The organism is Pseudomonas sp. GW822-FHT02D10 (assembly GCF_058802345.1).
The window spans coordinates 32,255-56,596 of record NZ_JBXAOB010000014.1; the positions used below are offsets into that span (position 1 = coordinate 32,255).

Consider the following 24,342-nt stretch of genomic DNA (forward strand, 5'->3'; position numbering starts at 1 on the left):
AACGAGCCGAGTAAAACCTGCGGGCAGCCGAGTGCCCCCGCAGGCATTGGGTGTTTTCAAATCAGAGGAATCAGAACAGCGGCAAGCTATAGCTGAGCATCAGTCGGTTATGGTCGGCATCGGCGGTGCCGGTCGCCGCCTGGCTGCGATAAGTGCCGTTGCGCCAGGTCACGCCCAATCCCTTGAGCGGGCCGTCGGGCAGTACGTAGGCGACGATCAGGTCACGTTCCCACTCTTTGAGTCCACCGACCGCCGAAGCGATCTGATCGCCCTTGTAGTAGGACACCGTACTGGTCAGCCCCGGCACTCCGAGGGCGGCAAAGTCATAAGCGTACTGGCCGATCCAGGTTCGTTCTCCAGCACGAGTGAAGTTGCCCACCAGGCGATCGGTGTTGAGATAAACGCTGGCACCATCGCCTTGGTTGATGAACGGCATGGCGCTATCCCCCGAGGATTTTTGGTAACCGAGGCTGAACGCGTGACCGGCCAGGCTGTAGGTGAACAATGAGCTGAACAGGTTGTTATCAACCTCGCCGCGAGTGACTCCGTTGCCGTAGTAGCCGGTGCTGGTGTAACCCTCGGCGCGGCCAGCAGCACTGCCGTTCTTGCCGTTCGAATCACTCACGAAATAGCGCAGATCCGATTTGAACGAGCCTACCGGCAGCGGTAGCGTGTGGGTGAGGCCAAAAAAGTGTTGTTGGTAAAAGTCCTCGAGTTCGCCGTAGTAGTACTGGGTGAGCAGGTTTTTGCTGACCTGGTAATCGCCACCGGCGTAATAGAAGGCGTTGCTGCGTTGCAGGTTGCTGGTGCCACGCACATTGCCCGCGCCACCGATCGACAGCGCCTGATTATCGGTGGATGCCCGGCCCTTGGCGTGTTCCAGCCGACCGCCGACCAGCGTGAGATGCTCGATTTCATTGCTGGTGACCTGGCCGCCCTCAAAAGTTTGTGGCAGCAAACGACCGTCGTTGGCATACATGACCGGCAGTTTCGGCTGCAGAGTTCCGTAGCGAAATTCGGTTTTGGAAAGTTTCATCTTGGCCGCCAGCCCGAGGCTACTGTATTCATCGACCGGCCTACCGTTGTCCAGAGGCTCCAATACACCCGGAGTACGATCGCGGTCGGCCTTGGTCGCAGCACCACCCGAATCCAGTTTCATGCCCAACAAACCAAGCGCATCGACGCCAAAGCCGACCGTGCCTTGGGTGAAACCAGACTGATAATTGAGCATGAAGCCCTGCGCCCACTCCTTGATGTTCGGCGTAGTACTGTTGCGGGTATCGTTACTGATGTAAAAGTTACGCAAGGTCAGGTTGGCCTTACTGTCCTCGATGAACCCAGCGGCTTGCACCCATCCGCTCATGAGCGGACTGACGGTACCAGCGCCCATCATGATGATCCATGGCATCTTTTTCATTCAACGCGTCTCCAGTCGTAATAAGGGCAAGGGGTGTTAGAGCGAGATGTGCGAGGACGGGTGGTAGTGCGGGAGGTCGAGCACTCTGGCCAGTCTTACGACGGTGACGCCTGGGCTGAGATGCCTGAGCGACGGCTGGACCAACACGCAGTTGTCATAAGGCGTGACGATTTCCTGATCGCCATCCCGAGCGATGACCGTTCCAGAACGCGCGATCAGCTCCAGGCCGCGAAAGTCCTCGACAAAGTTGAAATCCATACTGTTGGCGACAATCGGCTCGGTGACCTGGAGGAAGCGCTGAGGCCCGGGTTTGCTGGTGCTGAGAAACTGTGCGACGTCTTCTTCACGCACCGCCTGGGTGGTGATCAGAAAGCGCGCAGCCACATCCAGTGCGACCTGCCGGCTGTGTTGCGAAAAATGCTGACCGGTCTCGATCAGCAGTGCGTTCTTCTTGCTGGCGGCATTGTTGAAATCATCGTAATCACGCATGCGACGACCGTTGGCGTGACCCGCATCGACGATGACCGTTGCCGGCACACCCAGGGTTGCGGCGAACTCCAGGCCTTTAGTGCGTGCACCACACATCATCAGCGGTGCGGACTCTTCATGCATCGAGTGGATGTCCAGCAGCAGGTCGACGCTGTCAATGACGGGGCGCAACTCGCGGGCCCGGCGCAGTTCGATGGAGTTCTGCTCACTGTCGAGCTTCGAGGGTAGCCAGACCCGGTTCATGTCTTCGTCCAGATAACGGGTCGCGTCGATGTTCTGTGGATCGAAGCGGTGGTATGCCTCGACGTTGCCGAAGCCCAGGCTCAAACGGCCCTGGCGAGGGCGCAAGCCACTTCGCAGGAACGCGTCCACCGCAATAGCGCCGCTGACTTCGTTGCCATGGGTCAGCGCCATGATCATCACGTGCGGCCCTGGTATTCCACTGTCGAAGCTGTGGACGTAGTCGACCCCGCAGTTACCGGTTTTCCATTGGCGGATATCGGGGAATTCAACCTCCACCGGGTACGGTTTCAGGGACGCACGAACTTGTTCAAGGGTCTTCATTTCGGTCTCCGACAGACAATAGCTTCCGCTTGCCGTGCAACCTGTAGGCGCGGCATATACGTTGGGTTTTACTGGAAAGGAATGGAGCGGCTTAAGGTCAGTTCGAGGTGTTGTGGCGCATACGACGGCCAAGGCTGACCACGGCGATGACACTGATCAGGGCCGTCGCCATGACGTAGAAGCTGGGTGCCAGCTTGTTGCCGGTGGCATCGATCATCCAGGTCACGATCAGCGGGGCAAAACCGCCAAACAGGGTGACCGAAAAGTTGTAGCTGAGCGCCAGGCCGGTACCACGAATACGGGTGGGGAATATGTCGGCCAGCATCGCCGGGATCGGCCCCAGGCACGCGGCGATCAAGACGCCAACGATGGCTTGCACCAACAGCAACACCCATACGCTGGGAAAGGTGTTGAGCAGCAGAAACATCGGGTAGGACGAAAACCCTGTCATCAGCAGTGCGATGGTCAGCACCCGAAACCGCCCATGGCGATCCGAGAGGCCACCGAACACCGGCGCCATGATCATCAAGGTCGCTCCGGTCACCAGCGCTCCAAGGTACGAGGACGTGGCCGCGATGTGCAATTGCTTCAAGGCATAGATCGGCATGTAAAGCTTGTGCACGTAGTTGAACGCCGTTGCACCAGCGACCACCCCGATGGCCAGCAGCAGGCTGACATGACCTTTGATCAACACATCACGCAGTGGGGTTTTATGCGGCACGTTCGCGACGGTCTTCTGGAAATCCGGGGTTTCATCGATCTGGCTGCGGATGTAAAAACCCACCGGCCCGATCAGCAGGCCCACGCCGAAAGCGACACGCCAGCCCCAATCATTCAATTGCACATCCGACAACCCATAGCTGAGCAAAGCACTGACCCCGGCCGCCAATACAGTCGCCAGGCCCTGGGTCGACAACTGCCAGCTGGCGAAGAAACCACGTCGTTTGGCATCAGCGTGCTCGACCATGAATGCGGTCGCGGCGCCGAACTCCCCACCTGTGGAAAAGCCTTGCAGCATGCGAGCAACAATAATCAGCAGCGGCGCGGCCAGGCCGATCTGTTCATAGGATGGGGTGAAGGTGATCAGCGCGGTGCCGAGCATCATGATCATGATCGACATCGTCAGCGAGGCCTTGCGCCCCGACCGGTCGGCATATGAGCCCAGCACGATGGCGCCCAGCGGACGCATCAAAAAGGAAATGCCGAAGGAGCCGACGCTGAGTAATAGTGAAGTGGTTTCGTTGTCGGACGGGAAAAACAGCTTCCCGATCACCACCGCGAAATAGCCATAGATCAGCAAGTCATAGAACTCCAGAGCATTGCCGATACTGGCGGCGACGATTTCCTTCCAAGGGCCTCGCTGGGTGGAAGCCTGTGCCGAATGCACGATTGATGATTGAACGGTCATGAGTTAGTCCCGGGTCTGTTTCACAGTTGTCGATCGTATTCACCGAGCAGCAACGCGGCTCGACGACATCGATGGCAGTCATTGTTATGGGTGAAAACAACCGGATACCTGCTGAAGATCTGCGCCTTCATGGCTGTCCGGCCCGGAATCAAAATTGAATCAGGCGTTGTGTAATGGCAATTGCTGTTTCGGCACATCCTTGAGCTGATTCCGCACACGCCCGTCAGCACAGTCTTTTCAGGACTACCGAAGTGCTGATCTTTTTTTCGTGTGCCCGTAATCAGTGCACTGTTGAGCAGGCGGTCATGCCAGATTTTTGCCGCGACTCGATCCGTGCTCCGCATGACGCAAGAGCAGCCCCTGCCAGATCTTCATTACCAGTTCGCTTTGATTGGAACGCAGGCGATGCAAGGACACGTCGAAGTTGATCTGAAACTCGGGACCGCCCGCGATCACCAACTCGCTCGACGCCAGGGCACTTTTGGCGACCATTCGTGGCAGCCAGGCGAGGCCATTGCCTCGCTTGGCCATTTCCAGAATAGCCTCGTAGGAGTCCGCTTGATAAATCATGCGTAACGCCAAGCGCTGAGGCAGTCGTGCCAAGTGCTGGGCTAGCACCCCGCGCAGTGCGAGTGTCGGCGAGAACGCCAGCCAGGGGATGGTCAACGCGCTGCTGCTGGCGGAAATATGGAACAGGGGTTGGCCATGATCGTCCGGTGCACTGACCGGCAGCAACTCTTCATTGGCGAGCACCAACGAGTCGTAACGCTCTGGATCAATCAGGACCTGGGTCAGCGGGCTGGAAAAACTCAACAGCAAGTCCACGTCACCGGCAGACAACTTCATGATCGCCTCCTGCGCACCACTGGTCACCAGTGACACCGGGAAGCAGCCGAACTGTTGGTTCAGAGACTCGTACCAGTCAGGGAAGAAATCACTGGCCAGGGTTCGTCCCGTCGCAATGCGCACCGGCTCGTCACGGCTCAATCTTCCCCCCTGAAACTGCGCCCGCACCGCTGCCAGCAACTCCACCGATTGCGTTGCCGCGTCTAGAAACAGCAGGCCGCCGGGCGTCAAAGACAGCGGTTGCTTGCGCTCGATCAGCGGAGTGCCGACCCATTCCTCCAACGCCCGAATACGCCGACCGAAGGCGGGATGTGTCACGCAACGGATCTCCGCGGCACGAGACAGGCTGCGAGTGCGGGCCAGTTCGATAAAGTCTTCGAGCCATTCGAGTTGCATTGTGATTTCCTGCTATGCGATGAGGCGAGTTCATAGAAATATTAGCGGATTGGGTGTGCCGCTACTTATCAGGGAGCAGTAATCAGGCCAACTCCGATCATTTTTGTAGAGCTTTTCCCAAGGGGGACCGGCACTGAGAATGGCACAGAGGGAAGCACTTAAGCCGCAGTCAAAGCATTTGCACAAGCACAGGTCCAGATCAACAATGTACCGGCAGTCAGGCCGCGAGGTATTCACCCGGTCACGTCGCAGGTCGACACGGAGCGCTCATGAATGATCATTACACCCGCACGGCGATTTACCTGCACTGGCTGGTGGCGCTTGGGCTGATCGGTACCTTTGCACTGGGTTTCTACATGCCAGAACTTGCGCTTTCGCCGACCAAGCTGAAGCTGTACTCATGGCACAAGTGGGCCGGGGTGACCCTGTTTTTCCTGGTGCTGCTGCGACTCGGCTGGCGCCTGGCGCATCCCGCACCGCCCTTGCCGTCGACGGTATCGGCCCTGTCGCGATTCGCATCCCATGTCTCGCATGGGTTGATGTACGCACTGATGATCGCCATTCCGCTCAGCGGCTGGCTGATGAGTTCGGCAAAGGGCTTTCAGACGTCATGGTTTGGTGTCTTGCCGCTGCCGGATCTGCTGCCCAAGGACGCGTCATTGGGCGACCGTCTCAGCGATGTGCACAAGGTCCTCAACTACACGTTGCTGACGCTGGTTATCGTCCATACGGGCGCGGCGCTCAAGCACCACTTCATCGATCGCGACGACGTGCTGACGCGCATACTGCCGTCAAAGCACTAGCCTGACCGGATAACTTTATGAACTATCGATTCCCGCGCGCTACCGCATTGGCTGCCGTCCTTGCACTCGGCACGCTGACCTGCGCCGACGCTGTCGAATACAAGAAAGTGAACGCGAGCGCCAGCCAGATCAGCTTCACCTATAACCAGATGGGGGCGAGGGTATATGGCACGTTCGGCAAGTTCGAGGCCAGCATCGATTTCAACTCGGCGAACCCCTCGGCGGCCCGCGCCGCACTCACCATCCAGCTCAGCAGCATCGACGCCGGTAACAGTGACGCTAACATCGAGCTGCAAAAGCCCGCCTGGTTCAACACGGCAGCCTATCCAGAAGCGAAGTTTGTATCGAGCAGCGTGACGGCGCTCGGTAACAACCGCTACGAGGTCAAGGGCAAGCTCACGCTCAAGGGCCTTACCCGCGAGGTCGGTGCACAAATCACCTTGAAACCGCAGAGCGCCATCGGCGTCTTCGATGGCGAGTTCATTCTCAAGCGCGGCGACTTCAAGATCGGTGAAGGCGAGTGGGCCGATTTCGGGGTTATCTCCAACGAGATCAATATCAAGTTTCGGGTGGTTGCTCCTGAGCAGTGATGTTCCTGAGGCACCCACCATGAGCGTCTACTTCGAAAACTTTCTCGCTCCGGCGACGCAAAGGATCACCGCAACGGTAACACCCAGCATGCCCATGCTGACCTGCTCGTGAAGCAGCGTGGCGGCCAGCGCCAATCCAAAAAACGGCTGTAGAAGCTGAAGCTGGCCGACGGCGGCAATGCCACCCTGGGCAAGCCCGCGATACCAGAATACGAAACCGATCAGCATGCTGAAGATCGATACGTAAGCCAGGCTGAGCCACGCGGACGAAGTAATGCCCGAGAACGCCGGCGGGGCCATGAACCAGGTCAGCGGGGCCATAACGGGCAGCGACAGCACCAGTGCCCAAGAGATCACCTGCCAGCCTCCGAGTGTCCTTGAAAGCTTCGCACCTTCGGCATAGCCAAGTCCGCAGGCGAGGATTGCCAGCAACATCAGAATGTCTCCCGCAGGATTTGCGGTCAGGCCTTGGGAGACAGCAAACCCGACAACCAGCACGCTTCCCAGGACTGAGAACAACCAGAAAACCGGCCGGGGACGTTCGCCACCGCGCAAAACACCGAACACAGCGGTGGCGAGCGGCAACAGGCCAAGGAAGACGATGGAATGCGCAGACGTCACATACTGTAGAGCCAGCGCCGTCAGCAGAGGAAACCCTAATACAACGCCCATGGCCACGATAGCCAAGGCTGGAAGCTGACGCTTGGCGGGACGCTTTTCTTTAAAAAGCAAGAGAACGCAAAGCGCTAGAACACCAGCAATGGTTGCTCGGGCAACAGTCAGGAAGACCGGATCAAACTCCAGAACGGCCACCCGTGTTGCTGGCAGCGAGCCGCTGAAGATGAGTACGCCGATGAACCCATTGAGCCATCCGCTCGTGGTCTTTTCCGTCGTTTGGTTTTGCAGGTTCGATGTACGTTCCATTCGGGGTCACACTCAATGCTGTTTGCACGAACGGCATCGTATGATCGAAAATCAATACAATCAAAATATTGTCATGGATACATCTCGGCATGCCGCGTTCACGCTACAAGTCATTGGTTGATGTTTTTGCGGCGGATATTCGCTCAGGACGATTGTTGCCGGGCACGCGCTTGCCGACGCACCGCCAGCTGGCGGCGACAGAAGGACTGGCTCTGGTGACTGCCACTCGGGTCTACGCAGAGCTCGAAGCCATGGGGCTGGTCAGTGGGGAGACGGGGCGAGGCACTTTCGTCAGGGAGACTTCGTTACCTCCTGGCCTGGGTATCGACCAGCAGGATGTTGTCGCTGGAATGACCGATCTCAACTTCAACTATCCATCGCTTCCAGGACAGGCAGAACTGTTGCGAAGTGCGCTGCGTCAGCTCGCGTCGGCCGGCGACCTGGAGTCCCTGTTGCGCTACCAGCCACACGCCGGGCGTCTGCATGAACGCGCCTCTGTGGCGCGCCATCTGCGTGCCAGAGGGCTGACGGTTGAGGCGGAGCAGGTGTTAATCGTCAATGGCGCTCAACAGGGGCTGGCCGTGACGATGATGGCGCTGCTGCAACCCGGTGATGTGATTGCAGCGGATGCGTTGACCTATCCGGGATTCAAGGTGCTGGCCGAAACACTGCACCTTGAAGTCGTGCCCATTCCCGCGCTCGATCATGGGCCTGATCTGGATGCATTGGATAGCCTGTGCCGCAGCCGACACGTCCGGGCCGTGTATACGATGCCGACGCTGCACAATCCGCTGGGGTGGGTGATGAGTGCCGAGCAACGCGAGTACTTGGTGACGATTGCGCGCAGGCATGGGCTGCTCATCATTGAGGATGCCGCTTACGCGTTCCTTGCCGAGGATCCACCTGCACCGTTAGCGGAACTCGCACCAGAGAGAACCGTTTACGTTTCAGGGCTCTCCAAGAGTGTCGCCACCGGATTGCGCGTAGGCTTCGTCGCAGCCCCCGCGCAAAAAGTCTTCGCGTTGGAGCGAGCGATCAGGGCGACCACATGGAATACTCCGGGAGTGTTGACGGCGATCGCGAGCGCGTGGCTCGACGATGGCACCGTGATGCAGTTGGAAGCTGAAAAGCGCCGGGATGCGCAGGCCAGGCAAGCCATGGCCAGTGAGGTGCTGGCGGGGCTTGCGTGCGTTCGCCACCCATCGTCCTATTTTCTTTGGCTGCCGTTGTCGGAGGATGCACGGGCTGACCAGATCGCCAAGGCGTTGCTGGATGAAGACATTTCGGTTTCAACCGCCGAACCTTTTGCGACCTCCGCCAATGTACCGCATGCGATCCGCTTGGCGCTGGGCTCTGCGCAAATGGGTGCACTTCGGGAGGCGCTTGAAAAAGTGAAATGGATTATTGGTGCTTATTCATAGCCGCAACAGGGCTATGTCTGACATCAAACCGCGAAAGCATTGGGTGGGCCAAGTCAGTGTTGCGTGGTTTATCCAATGGCTAACGGCGGAGTTGGGACACGAGTTTAGCGATTGAGGCACGGCTGAAAGCGTTGAACAGACGGATCGTTCAATGAAAGCTGGGAAAACATTACCCTGAGCGTAACAGTTCGCCGCTCATCTTGATTGATGCCTCTACCATTAGCTCCTAAGGTAACTCCACGAAAGCGAACCCGTGGAGTGAGCATGACAACAACAATATCCCCCGACTCGCGCTGGACGCGGCGGCGCAGTGAAAAGCTGCGGCGCCTCGAGCAGGTGCGAGGTCTCGCCGATGGTGTGGTGTTGCCCACCGACAAGATCGTCGCGGCACTGGAAGCCTTGATTCTGCCTGGCGACCGCGTGGTGCTGGAGGGCAACAACCAGAAGCAGGCGGACTTTCTTTCCCGCTCTCTGGCCAAGGCCGATCCGGCCAGGCTGCATGACCTGCACATGATCATGCCCAGCGTCGGTCGCTCGGAGCATCTGGACCTGTTCGAGCGCGGCATCGCCCGCAAGCTCGACTTTTCCTTCGCTGGCACCCAGAGCCTGCGCATCAGCCAGTTGCTGGAAGATGGCCTGCTGGAAATCGGCGCGATCCACACTTACATCGAACTCTACGCCCGGCTGGTGGTGGACCTGATTCCCAACGTGGTGCTCTCGGCCGGTTTCATGGCCGACCGTGCCGGCAATATCTACACCGGGCCGAGCACCGAAGACACCCCGGCGCTGATCGAGCCGGCGGCCTTCAGCGACGGCATCGTGATCGTCCAGGTCAACCAGTTGGTGGACAATGTCAGCGAGTTGCCGCGCGTGGACATTCCCGCGTCCTGGGTGGATTTCGTGGTGGTGGCCGACAAACCGTTCTACATCGAACCGTTGTTCACCCGCGACCCCCGGCACATCAAACCCGTGCATGTGCTGATGGCGATGATGGCAATCCGCGGGATCTACGAAAAGCACAACGTGCAGTCGCTCAACCACGGTATCGGTTTCAACACCGCAGCCATCGAACTGATCCTGCCGACCTATGGCGAATCGCTTGGGCTCAAAGGCAAGATCTGCCGCAACTGGACCCTCAATCCGCACCCGACCCTGATTCCGGCCATCGAAAGTGGCTGGGTTGAAAGCGTGCACTGCTTCGGCACCGAACTGGGCATGGAGAACTACATTGCCGCGCGCCCGGACGTGTTTTTCACCGGTCGCGACGGTTCCCTGCGTTCCAACCGAATGTTCTGTCAACTGGCCGGCCAATACGCAGTGGACCTGTTTATCGGTGCGACTTTGCAGGTGGATGGCGACGGCCATTCTTCCACCGTGACCCGTGGGCGCCTGGCCGGTTTCGGTGGCGCGCCGAACATGGGCCACGACCCGCGCGGTCGCCGCCATGGCACCCCGGCCTGGCTCGACATGCGTCACGGCGATGCGCCCGAAGCCTTGCTCGAACGTGGCAAAAAACTTGTGGTGCAAATGGTCGAGACCTTCCAGGAGGGCGGTAAACCGACCTTCGTTGAAACCCTCGATGCGGTTGATGTGGCGAAGAAAAGCGGCATGCCCCTGGCGCCGATCATGATCTACGGCGACGACGTCACTCACTTACTCACCGAAGAAGGCATCGCCTATTTGTACAAGGCGCGTTCCCTGGAGGAGCGTCAGGCCATGATCGCGGCCGTGGCCGGAGTCACCGCCATCGGCCTGCGCCATAACCCCAAAGACACCGCGCGCATGCGCCGTGAAGGGTTGATCGCGTTGCCCGAAGACCTCGGCATCCGTCGCACCGACGCCACCCGCGAATTGCTGGCCGCGAAAAGCGTCGCCGATCTGGTGGAGTGGTCGGGTGGCTTGTACAACCCGCCTGCCAAGTTCAGGAGTTGGTAATGCACGCACTCAATCTGCAACCCATTCTCAACCTGCAACCCAAGAACCTGACCCTGGCCGAACGGCTGGCGGACCTGGCAGTAGACGCATTGATCGACGAAGCTGACCTGTCGCCAAAACCGGCGCTGGTGGACCGTCGCGGCAGCGGTGCTCACAGCGATTTGCACCTGGGGCTGATGCACGCTTCGGCACTGTCGCTGTGGCCAGCCTTCAAGGACATGGCTGAAGCGGCCATCGAGTTTGGCGAAGTCGGTCTGCCGCTGCGCGAAGCCCTCGGGCGGATCGGTCGGGACGGTGAACAGGCGATGCTCGCGACCACCAACGGTGTGAATACCCATCGCGGGGCGATCTGGGCCTTGGGCCTGTTGGTCGCCGCCGCCGCTCTGGAACCTGAATCCAGTGGCGCCAGCGCGGTCACTGTGCGCGCCGCACGTCTGGCGCTACTTGAGGATCGTGATGCGCCGCGTCCGTTCAGTCACGGCGCCCAAGTGGCACAACGTTACGGGGCTCGGGGCGCTCGGGAAGAGGCTCAATTGGGCTTTCCGGCCGTGATGCAATTCGGCCTGCCGCAACTCCAACGTAGCCGCGCCGATGGCAGCGGCGAACAGAACGCCAGGCTCGATGCCTTGCTGGCGATCATGAGCACGCTCGCCGATACCTGCGTGCTTTACCGCGCAGGCGAGCAGGGGTTGCAAACCATGCAACTCGGCGCCAAGGCGGTGTTGGAGGCGGGCGGTACAGCCAGCCTGGCCGGTCGCCGTCAACTACATCTGCTCGACCAACAATTAATGGCGTTGAATGCCTCGCCCGGCGGCGCTGCGGATTTGCTCGCAGCCTGCCTGTTTATCGACCGCATCGGGTCCTGCGACGGCGTCATCCAGGGAGCTTTCTGATGGAAATCTTATCCTTTGAATTCCCCGCCGGGCAGCCGGCGCGGGGCAGGGCACTGGTCGGCTGTGTCGGCTCGGGCGATCTCGAAGTGCTACTTGAACCGGGACAGGCCGGCACGCTGACGATCCAGGTGCAGACCTCGGTCAATGGCAGTCAACAGCGCTGGCAGCATTTGTTCGCACGGATGTTCGAGGGCCAGACACCGCCGGCACTGGCGATCGATATTCATGACTTCGGGGCCACGCCAGGCGTGGTGCGCCTGCGTCTGGAACAGGGCTTCGAGGAGATCGGCCATGAGTGACTACGCAGCGTTGCTCAACAAATGCAGCTTCGTCGAACTGGGGGCCCGGCAACGCGCCAAAGCCTTGCTCGACGCCGGGACCTTCCGTGAATTGCTCGACCCGTTTCAGCGGGTCATGTCGCCGTGGCTATCGCGTCAGGGCGTGGTGCCGCAAGCCGATGACGGTGTGGTGATCGCCAAGGGCAGCATCGGCGGTTTGCCGGTGGTGATCGCCGCCATCGAAGGCGCATTTCAGGGTGGCAGCCTGGGGGAGGTCGGCGGGGCGAAAATTGCCGGCGCGCTGGAACTGGCCGCCGAGGACAACCGCAAGGGTATCGCCACCCGCGCCGTGCTGTTGCTGGAAACCGGTGGTGTGCGTTTGCAGGAAGCCAACCTCGGGCTGGCGGCGATTGCCGATATTCACGCAGCGATTGTCGATCTGCGCCAGTACCAGCCGGTGGTCGGTGTGGTGGCCGGCAGCGTCGGTTGTTTTGGCGGTATGTCGATTGCTGCCGGGTTGTGCAGCTATCTGCTGGTCACTCAGGAAGCGCGACTTGGCCTCAATGGTCCGCAAGTGATCGAACAGGAAGCCGGGATTGAAGAATACGACTCGCGCGACCGTCCGTTCATCTGGAGCCTGACCGGCGGCGAGCAACGGTTCGCCAGTGGGCTGGTGGATCGGTATGTGGCCGACGACGTGGCGCAGATTCAGCAACAGGTCAGCGAGCTGCTGCAACAGGGACTGCCCACTGAACAGCGCAGTCGCCAGGCGGATCTGTTCCTGCAACGCCTCGCCCGTCTGGACGTGATGCCACAAATCGAGCCGGCGACGGTTCGCGATCTGTATCAAGGAGAGCACTCATGAGCGGTTATTCCCTGAGAGGTTTGCACTGGTTTCAAGCCTTGAGTGCCGGCTCCACCCTCGTGGACGGCTTACCCGCTTCGTTGAAAGTCGCCGACGGCCTGCTGGGTGAACGGCCCGTGCGATTTATCGCGGTGGTGGCCGATCCGCAGAACCGCTTTGTCCGCGCCCGTAACGGTGAGGTCGGTTTGTTGGAGGGCTGGGGGCTGGCGAAAGCGGTGGATGAGGTGATTGAAGCGGATCGCAACAAACCACAGAAGCGTGCGCTGATCGCCATCGTCGATGTGCCGAGCCAGGCTTACGGTCGCCGCGAAGAAGCCCTGGGCATCCATCAGGCCCTGGCCGGAGCTGCGGACAGTTACGCTCGAGCACGACTGGCGGGGCATGCGGTGATCGGTTTGTTGGTGGGCAAGGCAATGTCCGGGGCGTTTCTGGCCCACGGTTATCAGGCCAACCGGTTGATTGCCCTGCGTGACCCCGGGGTGATGGTTCACGCTATGGGTAAGGTCTCGGCCGCGCGGGTCACCCTGCGCAGCGTTGAAGAACTCGAAGCCCTGGCCGCCAGCGTGCCGCCGATGGCCTATGACATCGACAGCTATGCCAGCCTCGGCCTGCTCTGGGAAAACCTGACGGTGGAGCAGGTCGAGCAGCCGACCCCGAACGATCTGGCTCGGGTCAGCGACCGCTTGCTCCACGCCATTAGCGACGTCGAAGCCACCGGGGCCGATTTGAGCTCCCGTCTGCGCGCGACCAACCGTGCGGCATCGAGCAAGGTTCGCCAACTGTTGCGTGAGCAATGGTGAACGGGTTTCTGGCCCATGATCTGCTCTGGGGGCTGACCCCGGAGCAGTTGCCGGCGGACGCGCCGCTGTGGGTGGTCGAGGTCATGAGCGAAGGTCAGCCAGTTGTGGTTCGACGCGCCTTGAGTGCTGCAGATCAGATTGCAGTGGGTGTGCGTGGACCGTTGCGCGAGCAGCGTTATGCAACGCTGATGGCGGTCGAGGCGATCCTGCGCCGGGTACGGCCGGAAGACCTTTGCCATGTCGAAAGTGACCGCGACTTGCCGGCCTTGCGGGCCCTGGCGCAACTGCGGCCGATGCTCGATACCTGCGGTTGGGTCTGGGGCGTCAGTGGCAGCGCCGGGTTTGAGTTGGCCAGCGGTGTGACGGCGTTGCATGAGCGCAGCGATCTCGATTTGATCCTGCGCACGCCGCAACCGTTAGACCGAGTTCAGGCGCGGGAACTGCTGACGTGGCTGGACGCCGCTGCGTGCCCGGTGGACATGCAATTGCAAACACCGCTGGGCGCGGTTGCCTTGCGCGAATGGGCCGGTCCGGCAAAGCGGGTGTTGCTCAAAAACGTCCGCGAAGCACGGCTGGTGATCGACCCTTGGCATCCACTGGAGCACACAGCGTGAGCAGCCTGTTGGTGTTCCCGGGCCAGGGCGCGCAGCAGCCGGGCATGCTCCATCGTTTGCCCGAGGCGTGCGTGATCGAGGCGAGCGAAGTACTGGGCGAGGATGTTCTGCAACTCGATTCTGCCCAGGCGCTGAAGTCAACCCGAGCGGTTCAGTTGTGCCTGCTGATCGCAGGCGTCGCTGCGGCGCGTTTGTTGTTGCAGCACGGACAGGCAGTGGATTACGTGGCCGGGCTGTCCATCGGCGCCTACCCCGCAGCGGTGGTGGCGGGTGCGTTGCGCTTCAGCGATGCGTTGCATCTGGTCAGCCTGCGCGGTGAGCTGATGCAACAAGCCTGGCCCCAGGGCTACGGCATGACCGCGATCATCGGTCTGGATCTGGCGACGGTGGAAGGCTTGCTGTCTCAGATTCACAGCATCGAGACGCCGGTTTACCTGGCCAACATCAATGCGGATAACCAGGTGGTTATCGCCGGCAGCGACTCGGCGATGAACGCCGTCGCCGAGTTGGCCCGAGGGCGTGGCGCGGGGTTGGCCAAACGGCTGGCGGTCAGCGTGCCGTCGCATTGCCCGCTGCTCGATGCACCCGCGCAGGTGCTGGCCGAGGCGTTTGCCAAGGTGCCGTTGCAGGTACCGACAGTGGGCTACTTGAGTGGCAGTCGCGCCCGGCCGATCCGTTCGGTCGAGGCGTTGCGCGATGACCTGGCGTTCAACATGTGCCGGGTGGTGGACTGGCGCGGCACCGTACAAAGCGCCTACGAGCGTGGCGTGCGGTTGCACATCGAACTGCCGCCCGGTGCGGTGCTCACCGGATTGGCGCGACGGGTGTTCGATCAGGGCACGGTCATCGCCTTCGATGGCGCGCGCCTGGATACGTTGCAAGCGCTGCTGCGTGAGGAGGGAAGTCGCCAACCCTAGACACCGCTCAGGCTACGAAGGACAAAAACAATAACTTCGACGATGCACTTTGAGGACGACAACAATGATTATTTACGGTGTAGCACTGCTGGCGATCTGTACGCTGGCAGGGGTGTTTGTGGGTGACATGCTCGGCGTGTTGTTGGGCGTCAAGTCCAACGTCGGCGGGGTCGGTATCGCGATGATCCTGCTTATTCTCGCGAAGTTGTGGACGCACAAGCGCGGCGGCATGACCATGGAATGCGAGTTGGGCGTTGGCTTCTGGGGCGCCATGTACATTCCGGTGGTGGTAGCCATGGCCGCGCAACAGAACGTCGTCGCCGCCTTGCACGGTGGCCCGGTGGCTGTGCTGGCCGCCATCGGTTCGGTAGTGACCTGCGGCTGCACCATTGCCTTGATCAGCCGGGTCCACAAGGGCGAGCCCTTGCCGGATGAGCCTGAGGACATAACCTCGGTCGCTGCCTCGATCGGGAGACACTGATATGTGGAATCTTATGGAAGCGGGTCTCAAACATAACGATCTGGTCACAGCGTTCGCATTCGTCGGCGTGATCATGTGGATCTCCGTGGTGCTGTCGAAACGCCTGACGTTCGGGCGGATTCATGGCTCGGCAATTGCCATCGTCATCGGATTGGTGCTGGCCTGGGTCGGCGGCACCATCACCGGCGGGCAGAAAGGCCTGGCGGACATCACGGTGTTTTCCGGCATCGGCCTGATGGGTGGCGCCATGCTGCGGGACTTTGCGATCGTCGCCACGGCCTTCGAAGTGCAGGCCACCGAAGCGCGCAAGGCCGGGTTGATCGGGGCGCTCGCGCTGCTGCTGGGTACCGTGCTGCCGTTTATCGTCGGGGCGTGCATCGCCTGGGCATTCGGCTATCGCGATGCAGTGAGCATCACCACTATTGGCGCCGGGGCGGTGACCTACATCGTTGGCCCGGTGACTGGCGCGGCGATTGGCGCCAGCTCGGATGTGGTGGCGCTGTCGATTGCCACGGGGTTGATCAAGGCCATTCTGGTGATGGTCGGCACGCCGATGGCCGCACGCTGGATGGGGCTTGATAACCCGCGTTCAGCGATGGTCTTCGGTGGGTTGGCCGGCACCGTCAGCGGTGTGACGGCGGGCCTTGCGGCGACGGATCGGCGGTTGGTGCCTTATGGCGCGCTGACGGCGACCTTTCATACCGGGCTTGGGTGCTTGCTTGGGCCATCGCTGCTGTATTTCATCGTTCGGGGGATTGTCGGCTAGGTTCAAGATTTTCCTCGCCTATTCTGACGCCATCGCGAGCAAGCTCGCTCCCACAGTGGATTGATAGTGTTGCTGCAATCTGTGGCAGCTCACAAATCTAATGTGGGAGCGAGCTTGCTCGCGATGGGGGCGCCTTGGTTTCAGGCATGCCGATGGGCATACATCCGACACTCCGCCAACAACGCCAGCAGATTCGGGTCGCGTTCCTTGGACTTCAGAAACACCACCCCAATGTGCTGCTGCAACCGATAGCGCTCCTGCAATGGGACCAGCTTCACCCGGTTCTCGTAGACCGCCGCAATCCGCCCTGGCAGCAGTGCATAACCGACCCCGGAGCTGACCATGCTCAGCAGGGTGAAGATGTCGTTGACCTGCATCGCCACCTTCGGCTCGAACCCCGCCTGCTTGAACACCCGAATGCTGTCCCGGTGCGTAGCGAAGCCCTGGGTCAGGGTAATGAAGGTCTCGTTACGCACCTCGGCGAGGTCGACTTCGCTCCGTTGGGCAAACGGTGAATCGGCTGGCGTGGCGAGGAAGATGTCGTCGGAAAACAGCGGGATCTGCTCGCAGTCCGGGTCGTTGACGCTGTCGTCCAGGGACACCAGGATCGCATCGACCTCCATGTTTTTGAGCTTGTACAGCAAGTCGATGTTGGAGCCGAGGATCAGGTCGATGTTCAGTTCACTGCGGCGAAGCTTCAGGCCCATGATCAGTTGCGGCACCGTTTTCACCGTGAGTGAATACAGCGAGCCGAGCTTGAAGCGTTCGGCCGAAAAACCAGCGGCTTCGCGGGTCAAACGTACGGTCTCGAGCACATCCTGAATCAGTTTCTGCGCCCGCTCTTCGAGCACATAGGCACTTTCCAGTGGCGTCAGGTTACGCCCTTCATGCTTGAACAGCGGGCAGCGCAGTGCGCTTTCCAGCGAGTGAATGGCCCGGTGCACGCTGACGTTGCTGGTCTGCAGTTCGGCCGCCGCACGAGCCAGGTTGCCGGTGCGCATGAAGGCCAGAAACACCTCCAGTTTTTTCAAGGTCAGTTCTTCGTCGATCAACATGGCGCAGACTCTTTTTTATTAGCCTGATTGTGCACTACCAGTCGACCTTTGGCTTAAGGGTTTATGGCCACCTGGTGTGGCCGGCAATTGAGGTACGCCGAGGATTTCAGCCAGCGCTGGTCGGGGTACCAGGAAAACATGAACTGGCCGTCCTTGAGTGTGTCGATCACCTGACGCGCCACTTGCGGCCGCACTGCCGGGCAGCCCTGACTGCGTCCGATGCGGCCCTGGCGCTCGCTCCACAGGGGGGTCACGTAATCGGCTGCGTGAATCACAATGTCACGATCACGTGCGCGGTCATTGAAACCCGGCTCCAGACCGTCCATGCGCAACGAGTAGCCGTGGCTGCCCTGATAGCTTTCCTGGGTGCGAAACAGGCCCAGACTGGACTGATAGCTGCCGACGCGATTGGAGAACTGCGTGGCGAAATTTTCCCCGGACTTTTGTCCGTGGGCGACCAGATCGCGCAGCACCAGGGACTTCTTGCGCAGATCGAAGATCCACAGGCGACGTGCCGTGGAAGGTTGTGAATAGTCGATCACAGCCAGGCGTTCGGCTTGTCTGGCGCCACTGTTGACGGCGCATTGCATGGCGCTCAGGGCACTTTGTAGTGCTTGGGGATTGAGTTCCGGAGCGACCTGCGCGAGGCTGTTATACAACGCTTGGTTGTGGGTGCTCGCGGCGAGCGCCGGAGTGCAAATCGCGCCCAGGGTCGTCGCTGCCAGACAGAGTCGGCGCAGAAAGGTCAGCATGCGTTGAGAGTCTCATTGTTATTGTTGGCTCCCGACGTCCTGTCATTTCCCCGGCAGGCCTGTTGATACGCTGGCCTTATTGCTTGCCGCACCTGCTGCAGAGGTTGACCGTCTACGTGACGGTCGTGGAGTGGAGTAAAGCCGTTGATCAAAAAGCTCGCATGTTACTTGAGCCTTTGCCTGCTCGCTGCGCCATTGGTCGCGACTGCCCAGAACGAGCTGGCCGATCACGACAGTCCACTACAATTGGCGCTCACTCAATTACCGGTCGATTGCCCAGGTCTGGCCGTGCACCTGAGCGCGCCAGCGCAAATGCTGTTGCAGGCTTTTTATCAGCAGCAAAATTACCTCCTGATCTGGTCTGTCAGCGGGCGCTTGTCGGCATTGCAGGCCCAGTTGCGGCAGTTGGCCGATGACGGGCTGGACCCAAGCCGTTATAGCCTACCCACGGGCAATACCGAGGGTGACGCGTTGTGCGTCGACATCGGCATCAGTGCGCATTACCTGCAAGCCTTGCAGGACCTGCACTACGGTCGATTGCTGCAATCGCGTTTCGAGCCGCTGTGGCATGCGCAGGCGTTGCCGCAGGATCGACACGCCGAGGTGCTGGCCATCGCGGGGCCGGGTTTGCAGGACATTGCGGCGGCTTTTCAGCAGGCCCGTCCAAGCCTTGAGCTCTATCAGAGTTTGCGCCGCGTTTATGCCCGCCAGCGCCAGCAGGCGTTGCCCCATTGGCCAGCAGTCGCCAGCGGACCCTTGTTGCGCCCAGGCGCGCATGACGCGCGAATACCCGAGTTGGCGCGGCGGTTGTTCAGTGAGGGCTATCTGGCCAGCGTTTCCGCGAGTCTTGGCACCGCCTACAACACGGAACTGGTGAGTGCGGTGAAAAACTTCCAGCTAAGCCATTCGCTGCAAGCGGATGGCATGGTTGGATCGGACACTGTGCTTGAGTTGAACGTCAGTCCGGCGACGCGGCGCGAGCAACTGCGCATCAACCTCGAACGCTTTCGCTGGCTGGCGCAGGATCTGGAGCCCAATGGCCTGCTGATCAATGTGGCCGCGGCGCAGTTGACCGTCTATCAGGCCGGTGTGCCGGTCTGGCAGACGCGGACCCAGGTGGGGCGTGCCGAGCGGCAGACACCGCTGCTGAAATCGTCGGTCACGCGGCTGACTCTGAACCCGACCTGGACGGTACCGCCGACTATCATGCGTGAAGACAAGCTGCCGGAAATTCGCCGGGATCAGACGTTCTTGAGCAAACAAAACCTGCAGGTACTGGATCGCGACGGCCATCCGTTGGTAGCGGACGATATCGACTGGGATAACCCCGGCAACATCATCTTGCGCCAGGATGCGGGACCGAAGAACCCGCTGGGACAGATGGCAATCCGCTTTCCCAATCCGTTCTCCGTGTATTTGCACGACACCCCCAGCCAGGCGCTGTTCAACAAGGGGCTGCGGGCCTTCAGCTCGGGCTGTGTGCGGGTCGAGCAAGCGATGCAGTTGCGTGATCTGTTGTTGAGTCCGGCTGAACGGGCACGTACCAACGAGTTGCTGGCGACAGGGCTGACCCACGAATTCAGGCTGGCTAAACCGGTGCCGATCCTGCTCAGCTACTGGACGGTGCAAGCCGACAGCCATGGCCAGTTGCTCTATGCGCCGGATATTTATGGGCGTGATGCAGCCTTGTCGGCCGCGCTGGGCAGCAAGTCCTGAGGGAGGTACAAAACATGAATAATGAGCCGCGTGAGCAGGGCGAACCGTTCAAGCGTCTGTTTTTCGCGCTGCCCTGCGCCACTGCGCAACGCCGAGCCATCGCCCAATGGCGAAGCGCTCTGGGGCTCAATAGCGGGCGCCCGGTGCCAGCGGAAAACTTTCATCTGACGCTGATGTTTCTCGGGTCTGTGGCCGTGACGCAGATTCCGGGTATCTGCGCGGCTGCCGCGCAAGTGCGAACGCCAGGCGAGCCCTTGAATGTATCGCTCGACCATCTGGATGCATGGCGTCGAGCCGGCGTTTTGTTAATCGCGCCAAAGCAGACACCGCTGCCTTTGCGTCAGCTGGTTTACGCCTTGCAACAGGCGATGTTACCGCTCGGGTTTGTGGACGAGCCCCGGGAATATCGTCCTCATTTGACCTTGATGCGGGACTTTCGCGAACCTGTCCCGGAATCCGATACGCCCCCCGACTTTCATCTGAGTGCCAGGCACTTCGCCTTGTTCGAATCGCATAAAGGTCGCTATCGGTCACTGGCCGAATGGCCTCTGTTATCAATGACAGAGTCAGGACAATAGCGGGCTCGCTCCGGTCAGTTGGTTGTACACCTTGACCCTTCGGTGGTTGCGCGCATAACCGCCCATCGCTGAAACCGTCCCGCTTTGAATATGGTCCAGATAACGGAATATCGTGCGTGGCGAAATAAAGCCGATCTTGTAGTCCAGCGCCGCCATTCGATCTTGCAATTCGTAACCGGGATTGCGCCCATCCATTTGAAAGCGCAGCCCGTGTTTTTTAATCAGGCGCACATTCCACAGGGTACAGAAGCTCTTCAAGTGAACTTCCTTGAACGGCTTCGGCGCCCGTGCATTCATCCCCAACGCCAGCAGACTACGCCGTGTGTAGTGTTTGAAAAACCGTGAAGTCAGGCGCCAGGCCGATCGGACCACGCCTCGATTCAATTGCTCCAGGCAGCCGACAGCCGCCAGCCGCCACTTCCCGTGGGCCAGCGCACTGGCTGAGCATCAGGCTGAACACTGCCGGGTCGTAAATGAACGTATCCGTGTGCAACAAAAACAGGTACTCGGTTTCAACCTGCTCCAGGGCCAGATCCAGGGCTTTTCCGTGAGCAACACTCCCCGCTTCAGGGGTGGCACTTTTACGCTCGATCAGGTTGATCCAGTCGAGCGTGCGCAGGTATTCGCTGCTCGCATCGTTCGAATAGTTGTCCACTACAAACACCGGCACGCCAGCCGCCTGCACATTCTCGCGCAGCAGTTCCAGGCAGGTTCTGGTCAGTTCAAGCGATTTATAGTTGACCAACACAATGCTGTAGTTGGCCTGGGTCATCAGTGGATGCGTCATAAGTGGATGAGCCTCGATTGCTGCCTGAACTTCAGGCTTGGGCTCATCCTAAAGAGGGCAACCTTTCGGCCTTTTCCCACGTGGATAAATTTTTTGACAGGATTGTTTCTGACCCCGATGAACGGGGAGGCGGGAGGATAGATCTATTCGAGAGAGGACGAGGACAGGTTCTTACAGGGGAATGAACCTGTCCTCGCTTGCTTCAAGGCATCACTCTGCGTAGCAGCCGGGACTCAGCGCACCAGGCAGGGCTTTTTGTTATCGAACGTCCAGCCGGGAATCAAGAACTGCATCGCCACGCTGTCGTTGCGCGCGCCCAGCCCCATGCCTTTGTAGAGTTCGTGAGCCTTGGCGACGGCGTCCATGTCGATATCGACGCCCAGACCGGGTCTGGCTGGAACCTCGATGTGACCGTCGACGATTTGCAGTGGCTGCTTGGTCAGGCGTTGCCCGTCCTGCCAAATCCAGTGGGTGTCGATTGCGGTGATCTCGCCGGGTGCGGCTGCCGCGACCTGGGTGAACATCGCCAGTGAAATGTCGAAGTGGTTGTTGGAATGAGAACCCCAGGTCAGCCCCCACTCATGACACATCTGCGCCACGCGTACCGAGCCTTGCATCGTCCAGAAGTGCGGATCGGCCAATGGAATGTCCACCGATTGCAACTGGATGGCATGGCCCATTTCGCGCCAGTCGGTGGCAATCATGTTGGTCGCCGTCGGCAGACCGGTGGCGCGACGAAATTCGGCCATGACCTCACGGCCGGAATAACCGTTTTCAGCGCCACACGGGTCTTCGGCATAGGCCAGCACATGATGCTGGTCGCGGCACAGTGCAACGGCTTCCTTCAACGACCAGGCGCCGTTCGGGTCAAGGGTGATGCGCGCATCAGGGAAGCGCTCGGCCAAGGCGCTGACCGCCTGGATTTCCTCCTCGCCGCGCAGTACACCGCCCTTGAGCTTGAAGTCGTTGAAGCCGTATTTGGCCTTGGCCGCCTCGGCCAGACGCACGATGGCTTCAGGCGTCATCGCCTGTTCGTGACGCAAGCGGAACCAGTCATCCGCGTCGGGTTCGCTGCGGTAGGCCAGATCGGTCTGCTGGCGGTCGCCAATGTAGAACAGATAGCCGAGCATCTTCACCGCATCACGTTGCTGGCCTTCGCCGAGCAAGGCCGCCACCGGGACTTCGAGGAACTGGCCGAGCAAATCCAGCAGTGCCGCTTCGATGGCGGTCACCGCGTGGATGGTGATGCGCAAGTCAAAGGTTTGCAGGCCACGGCCGGCCGAATCGCGGGCAGCGAAAGCGCTGCGCATGGCGTTCAGGATGCTTTGGTATTTGCCGATTGGCTGCCCGACCACCAGGCTGCGGGCGTCTTCCAGCGTTTCACGAATGCGCTCGCCACCGGGGACTTCACCTACGCCGATGTTGCCGGAGCTGTCCTTGAGAATGACGATGTTACGGGTGAAGAATGGGCCGTGGGCGCCGCTGAGGTTCATCAGCATGCTGTCATGGCCAGCAACAGGAATGACCTGAAGGCTGGTGATCAGCGGGGCTTTGCCGGCGTGGTAAAGGTGTTCGGTATTCATGTTCATTTCCTGTTTTTGTCAGTTCGACCCAATCGCCGATCAGTGCGATTTACCGAGCGCGGGTTGGTGAATGTCCGTGTCGGCTGCGTCCGTCACCGTGGGTCTGGTCTTGGCGAAAAACACCAGCAGCGCAGCGATGATCGAGGTGCCCGCCAAGCCATACAGTCCGCCCTGAATGGAACCGGTGGTTTGTTCCAGAAAGCCGAAGGTCGTAGGGGCGACGAACCCGCCGAGGTTGCCGATGGAGTTGATCAAGGCAATGACCGCGGCAGCGATCCGGGCATCGAGGTAGCCCTGGGGAATCGGCCAGAACAGCGAAGACGCCGACTTGAACCCGATCGCCGCGAAGCAGATGGCGACAAAGGCGAAGATCGGCCCGCCGGTGGTGGACAGGAACATACCCGTGGCGGCGATCAGCAGCGCGGCGGCGACCCAGGCCTGCTGAAACTTGAACTTGCCCGACAGTGCGGCGAAGGCATACATGGCCACAATCGAAATCAGCCAGGGAATCGAGTTGTAGAAACCCACCTGCATGTCGCTCAGGTCGCCCATCTTTTTGATGATGCTGGGGAGCCAGAAAGTGGCGGCATAGATCGTCAGCTGAATGCAGAAGTAGAGCGCGCAAAACAACATGATCTGACGATCCTTGAGCAACTTGCCCAAGGTTGGCTTGATCGTGTGAGCTGCGTCGCGCTCACGTTGTTCGCGATCGATTTCGTCGACGAGTACGTCCTGCTCTTCACGGCTCAGCCACTTGGCGTCATGCGGTTTGGAGTCGAGCCAGAACCAGACGAAGAAGCACAGGAACACCGAAGCCATGCCTTCAATGATGTACATCCACTGCCAGCCATGCATGCCCAGGCCGTTGATTTGCAGCAGCATGCCGGACAACGGGCCCGAGATCAGCGAGGCGAATGCCGAGCCGCTGAGGAAGATCGCGATGGCTTTGCCGCGCTCGACGCCGGGCAACCACCGAGTGAAGTAGTAGATGACGCCCGGGAAGAAACCGGCTTCGGCCACGCCCAATAGAAACCGCAAAATATAGAAGTGGGTTTCGTTCTGGATGAAGGCCATCAGGGTGGCGGTAATGCCCCAGGTGAACATGATCCGGGTCAGCCAGAAACGCGCACCGACCTTTTGCAGCAGCATGTTCGAGGGTACTTCGAACAACGCATAACCAATGAAGAACAAACCTGCACCGAGCCCGTAAGCCGCGGCACCGATGCCCAGGTCGTGTTCCATGTGGGTGCGGACGAAGCCAATGTTGACGCGGTCGATGTAATTGACGATGAACATGATGACGAAGAGCGGGAGCACATGGCTCTTCACTTTCGAAATGGCGCGCGCCAGGACAGGATTGTCCGGCGAGACGGCAGGTGCGTTGCTTGAGTTGCTCACGGTTCATGACTCCCACTGATTATTGTTATGCGGGTGTGGTGTTGCTGTGTTGCTGTGTTGCTGTGT

The 24,342-nt window shown here is 60.1% G+C and carries 23 protein-coding genes and 1 pseudogene; 14 read left to right on the plus strand and 10 right to left on the minus strand.

Annotated features, from left to right (window positions below):
- Positions 1 to 70 precede the first annotated feature (70 nt).
- The 4 genes from AC1RPZ_RS20600 to AC1RPZ_RS20615 form a co-directional block, all read right to left on the minus strand.
- On the minus strand, positions 71 to 1,417 hold the full coding sequence (locus AC1RPZ_RS20600; protein WP_493138920.1) for an OprD family porin: 1,347 nt from the start codon (positions 1,415 to 1,417) through the stop codon (positions 71 to 73).
- A 36-nt stretch (positions 1,418 to 1,453) separates the two neighbouring features.
- Entirely contained in the window at positions 1,454 to 2,470 is a 1,017-nt protein-coding gene (locus AC1RPZ_RS20605; protein ID WP_493138922.1) for a M14 family metallopeptidase, read from the minus strand.
- Between the two features lie 97 nt (positions 2,471 to 2,567).
- Positions 2,568 to 3,878: an MFS transporter gene (locus AC1RPZ_RS20610; RefSeq protein WP_493138924.1), complete on the minus strand. Its 1,311-nt coding sequence runs from the start codon at positions 3,876 to 3,878 to the stop codon at positions 2,568 to 2,570.
- Positions 3,879 to 4,181: 303 nt separating this feature from the next.
- A complete protein-coding gene (locus tag AC1RPZ_RS20615) occupies positions 4,182 to 5,120 on the minus strand; it encodes a LysR family transcriptional regulator (RefSeq protein WP_493138925.1) in 939 nt (312 codons plus the stop codon).
- A gap of 269 nt (positions 5,121 to 5,389) precedes the next feature.
- On the opposite strand from AC1RPZ_RS20615, the gene AC1RPZ_RS20620 reads away from it, so the two are divergent.
- A complete protein-coding gene (locus tag AC1RPZ_RS20620; RefSeq protein WP_493138927.1) occupies positions 5,390 to 5,923 on the plus strand; it encodes a cytochrome b in 534 nt (177 codons plus the stop codon).
- Between the two features lie 17 nt (positions 5,924 to 5,940).
- Positions 5,941 to 6,513 (plus strand): YceI family protein, encoded by a 573-nt coding sequence (locus tag AC1RPZ_RS20625; protein WP_493138929.1) that lies wholly within the window; start codon positions 5,941 to 5,943, stop codon positions 6,511 to 6,513.
- A 27-nt stretch (positions 6,514 to 6,540) separates the two neighbouring features.
- On the opposite strand, the gene AC1RPZ_RS20630 is transcribed toward AC1RPZ_RS20625, so the two are convergent.
- Positions 6,541 to 7,437, minus strand: a complete 897-nt coding sequence (locus AC1RPZ_RS20630; RefSeq protein WP_493138931.1) for a DMT family transporter — start codon at positions 7,435 to 7,437, stop codon at positions 6,541 to 6,543.
- Between the two features lie 89 nt (positions 7,438 to 7,526).
- Between AC1RPZ_RS20630 and AC1RPZ_RS20635 the strand changes: the two genes are divergently transcribed.
- The 10 genes from AC1RPZ_RS20635 to madM all read left to right on the plus strand — a co-directional run bounded on the left by AC1RPZ_RS20635 (position 7,527) and on the right by madM (position 16,407).
- The gene (locus tag AC1RPZ_RS20635; protein WP_493138933.1) at positions 7,527 to 8,858 is read left to right on the plus strand and encodes an aminotransferase-like domain-containing protein; all 1,332 of its coding nucleotides are present in this window, start codon (positions 7,527 to 7,529) and stop codon (positions 8,856 to 8,858) included.
- Positions 8,859 to 9,122: 264 nt separating this feature from the next.
- On the plus strand, positions 9,123 to 10,793 hold the full coding sequence (gene mdcA / locus AC1RPZ_RS20640; RefSeq protein WP_493138934.1) for a malonate decarboxylase subunit alpha: 1,671 nt from the start codon (positions 9,123 to 9,125) through the stop codon (positions 10,791 to 10,793).
- The gene (locus AC1RPZ_RS20645; protein WP_493138936.1) at positions 10,793 to 11,686 is read left to right on the plus strand and encodes a triphosphoribosyl-dephospho-CoA synthase; all 894 of its coding nucleotides are present in this window, start codon (positions 10,793 to 10,795) and stop codon (positions 11,684 to 11,686) included. The genes mdcA and AC1RPZ_RS20645 overlap by 1 nt, the downstream gene beginning before the upstream one ends.
- Positions 11,686 to 11,985 carry a malonate decarboxylase subunit delta gene (locus AC1RPZ_RS20650; RefSeq protein ID WP_493138938.1) on the plus strand — a complete coding sequence of 100 codons (300 nt, stop codon included), beginning with the start codon at positions 11,686 to 11,688 and terminating at the stop codon, positions 11,983 to 11,985. Before AC1RPZ_RS20645 ends, AC1RPZ_RS20650 begins: the two co-directional genes overlap by 1 nt.
- Positions 11,978 to 12,829 carry a biotin-independent malonate decarboxylase subunit beta gene (locus AC1RPZ_RS20655; protein ID WP_493138940.1) on the plus strand — a complete coding sequence of 284 codons (852 nt, stop codon included), beginning with the start codon at positions 11,978 to 11,980 and terminating at the stop codon, positions 12,827 to 12,829. Before AC1RPZ_RS20650 ends, AC1RPZ_RS20655 begins: the two co-directional genes overlap by 8 nt.
- Positions 12,826 to 13,629 (plus strand): biotin-independent malonate decarboxylase subunit gamma, encoded by an 804-nt coding sequence (gene mdcE / locus AC1RPZ_RS20660; RefSeq protein ID WP_493138942.1) that lies wholly within the window; start codon positions 12,826 to 12,828, stop codon positions 13,627 to 13,629. Before AC1RPZ_RS20655 ends, mdcE begins: the two co-directional genes overlap by 4 nt.
- The gene (locus AC1RPZ_RS20665) at positions 13,623 to 14,243 is read left to right on the plus strand and encodes a malonate decarboxylase holo-ACP synthase (protein WP_493138944.1); all 621 of its coding nucleotides are present in this window, start codon (positions 13,623 to 13,625) and stop codon (positions 14,241 to 14,243) included. The genes mdcE and AC1RPZ_RS20665 overlap by 7 nt, the downstream gene beginning before the upstream one ends.
- The gene (gene mdcH / locus AC1RPZ_RS20670; protein ID WP_493138946.1) at positions 14,240 to 15,160 is read left to right on the plus strand and encodes a malonate decarboxylase subunit epsilon; all 921 of its coding nucleotides are present in this window, start codon (positions 14,240 to 14,242) and stop codon (positions 15,158 to 15,160) included. Before AC1RPZ_RS20665 ends, mdcH begins: the two co-directional genes overlap by 4 nt.
- Before the next feature lie 64 nt (positions 15,161 to 15,224).
- Positions 15,225 to 15,641, plus strand: a complete 417-nt coding sequence (gene madL, locus AC1RPZ_RS20675) for a malonate transporter subunit MadL (RefSeq protein ID WP_493138948.1) — start codon at positions 15,225 to 15,227, stop codon at positions 15,639 to 15,641.
- 1 nt (position 15,642) lies between these two features.
- On the plus strand, positions 15,643 to 16,407 hold the full coding sequence (gene madM / locus AC1RPZ_RS20680; protein WP_493138949.1) for a malonate transporter subunit MadM: 765 nt from the start codon (positions 15,643 to 15,645) through the stop codon (positions 16,405 to 16,407).
- 140 nt (positions 16,408 to 16,547) lie between these two features.
- On the opposite strand, the gene AC1RPZ_RS20685 is transcribed toward madM, so the two are convergent.
- Together AC1RPZ_RS20685 and AC1RPZ_RS20690 are read right to left on the minus strand one after the other, a co-directional pair.
- The gene (locus tag AC1RPZ_RS20685; RefSeq protein WP_493138951.1) at positions 16,548 to 17,462 is read right to left on the minus strand and encodes a LysR family transcriptional regulator; all 915 of its coding nucleotides are present in this window, start codon (positions 17,460 to 17,462) and stop codon (positions 16,548 to 16,550) included.
- Between the two features lie 53 nt (positions 17,463 to 17,515).
- The gene (locus tag AC1RPZ_RS20690) at positions 17,516 to 18,214 is read right to left on the minus strand and encodes a murein L,D-transpeptidase catalytic domain family protein (protein WP_493138953.1); all 699 of its coding nucleotides are present in this window, start codon (positions 18,212 to 18,214) and stop codon (positions 17,516 to 17,518) included.
- Between the two features lie 144 nt (positions 18,215 to 18,358).
- Here AC1RPZ_RS20690 and AC1RPZ_RS20695 point away from each other — a divergent pair, with 144 nt between their 5' ends.
- Both AC1RPZ_RS20695 and thpR read left to right on the plus strand, forming a co-directional pair.
- Positions 18,359 to 19,930 (plus strand): L,D-transpeptidase family protein, encoded by a 1,572-nt coding sequence (locus AC1RPZ_RS20695; protein WP_493138955.1) that lies wholly within the window; start codon positions 18,359 to 18,361, stop codon positions 19,928 to 19,930.
- 14 nt (positions 19,931 to 19,944) lie between these two features.
- Complete coding sequence (gene thpR / locus AC1RPZ_RS20700; RefSeq protein WP_493138957.1) at positions 19,945 to 20,508, plus strand: RNA 2',3'-cyclic phosphodiesterase; 564 nt, start codon at positions 19,945 to 19,947, stop codon at positions 20,506 to 20,508.
- Here thpR and AC1RPZ_RS20705 read toward each other — a convergent pair.
- The 3 genes and pseudogenes from AC1RPZ_RS20705 to AC1RPZ_RS20715 all read right to left on the minus strand — a co-directional run bounded on the left by AC1RPZ_RS20705 (position 20,497) and on the right by AC1RPZ_RS20715 (position 24,276).
- Positions 20,497 to 21,295: pseudogene (locus AC1RPZ_RS20705) on the minus strand (glycosyltransferase family protein). The gene thpR and the pseudogene AC1RPZ_RS20705 sit on opposite strands and share 12 nt — an antisense overlap.
- 233 nt (positions 21,296 to 21,528) lie before the next feature.
- Positions 21,529 to 22,878, minus strand: coding sequence for a glucarate dehydratase (gene gudD / locus AC1RPZ_RS20710; protein WP_493138959.1), 1,350 nt, complete (start codon positions 22,876 to 22,878; stop codon positions 21,529 to 21,531).
- Between the two features lie 39 nt (positions 22,879 to 22,917).
- Complete coding sequence (locus AC1RPZ_RS20715) at positions 22,918 to 24,276, minus strand: MFS transporter (RefSeq protein WP_493138961.1); 1,359 nt, start codon at positions 24,274 to 24,276, stop codon at positions 22,918 to 22,920.
- Positions 24,277 to 24,342 lie beyond the last annotated feature (66 nt).

Coding starts and splice junctions, on each gene's coding strand:
- madM (WP_493138949.1), top strand. CDS start 15,643: ATGTGGAATCTTATGGAAGCGGGTCTCAAACATAACGATCTGGTCACA.
- thpR (WP_493138957.1), top strand. CDS start 19,945: ATGAATAATGAGCCGCGTGAGCAGGGCGAACCGTTCAAGCGTCTGTTT.
- AC1RPZ_RS20605 (WP_493138922.1), bottom strand. CDS start 2,470: ATGAAGACCCTTGAACAAGTTCGTGCGTCCCTGAAACCGTACCCGGTG.
- AC1RPZ_RS20615 (WP_493138925.1), bottom strand. CDS start 5,120: ATGCAACTCGAATGGCTCGAAGACTTTATCGAACTGGCCCGCACTCGC.
- gudD (WP_493138959.1), bottom strand. CDS start 22,878: ATGAATACCGAACACCTTTACCACGCCGGCAAAGCCCCGCTGATCACC.
- AC1RPZ_RS20665 (WP_493138944.1), top strand. CDS start 13,623: ATGGTGAACGGGTTTCTGGCCCATGATCTGCTCTGGGGGCTGACCCCG.
- AC1RPZ_RS20635 (WP_493138933.1), top strand. CDS start 7,527: ATGCCGCGTTCACGCTACAAGTCATTGGTTGATGTTTTTGCGGCGGAT.
- AC1RPZ_RS20685 (WP_493138951.1), bottom strand. CDS start 17,462: ATGTTGATCGACGAAGAACTGACCTTGAAAAAACTGGAGGTGTTTCTG.
- AC1RPZ_RS20610 (WP_493138924.1), bottom strand. CDS start 3,878: ATGACCGTTCAATCATCAATCGTGCATTCGGCACAGGCTTCCACCCAG.
- AC1RPZ_RS20625 (WP_493138929.1), top strand. CDS start 5,941: ATGAACTATCGATTCCCGCGCGCTACCGCATTGGCTGCCGTCCTTGCA.
- AC1RPZ_RS20690 (WP_493138953.1), bottom strand. CDS start 18,214: ATGCTGACCTTTCTGCGCCGACTCTGTCTGGCAGCGACGACCCTGGGC.
- AC1RPZ_RS20620 (WP_493138927.1), top strand. CDS start 5,390: ATGAATGATCATTACACCCGCACGGCGATTTACCTGCACTGGCTGGTG.
- AC1RPZ_RS20630 (WP_493138931.1), bottom strand. CDS start 7,437: ATGGAACGTACATCGAACCTGCAAAACCAAACGACGGAAAAGACCACG.
- AC1RPZ_RS20655 (WP_493138940.1), top strand. CDS start 11,978: ATGAGTGACTACGCAGCGTTGCTCAACAAATGCAGCTTCGTCGAACTG.
- AC1RPZ_RS20650 (WP_493138938.1), top strand. CDS start 11,686: ATGGAAATCTTATCCTTTGAATTCCCCGCCGGGCAGCCGGCGCGGGGC.
- madL (WP_493138948.1), top strand. CDS start 15,225: ATGATTATTTACGGTGTAGCACTGCTGGCGATCTGTACGCTGGCAGGG.
- mdcE (WP_493138942.1), top strand. CDS start 12,826: ATGAGCGGTTATTCCCTGAGAGGTTTGCACTGGTTTCAAGCCTTGAGT.
- mdcA (WP_493138934.1), top strand. CDS start 9,123: ATGACAACAACAATATCCCCCGACTCGCGCTGGACGCGGCGGCGCAGT.
- AC1RPZ_RS20645 (WP_493138936.1), top strand. CDS start 10,793: ATGCACGCACTCAATCTGCAACCCATTCTCAACCTGCAACCCAAGAAC.
- AC1RPZ_RS20600 (WP_493138920.1), bottom strand. CDS start 1,417: ATGAAAAAGATGCCATGGATCATCATGATGGGCGCTGGTACCGTCAGT.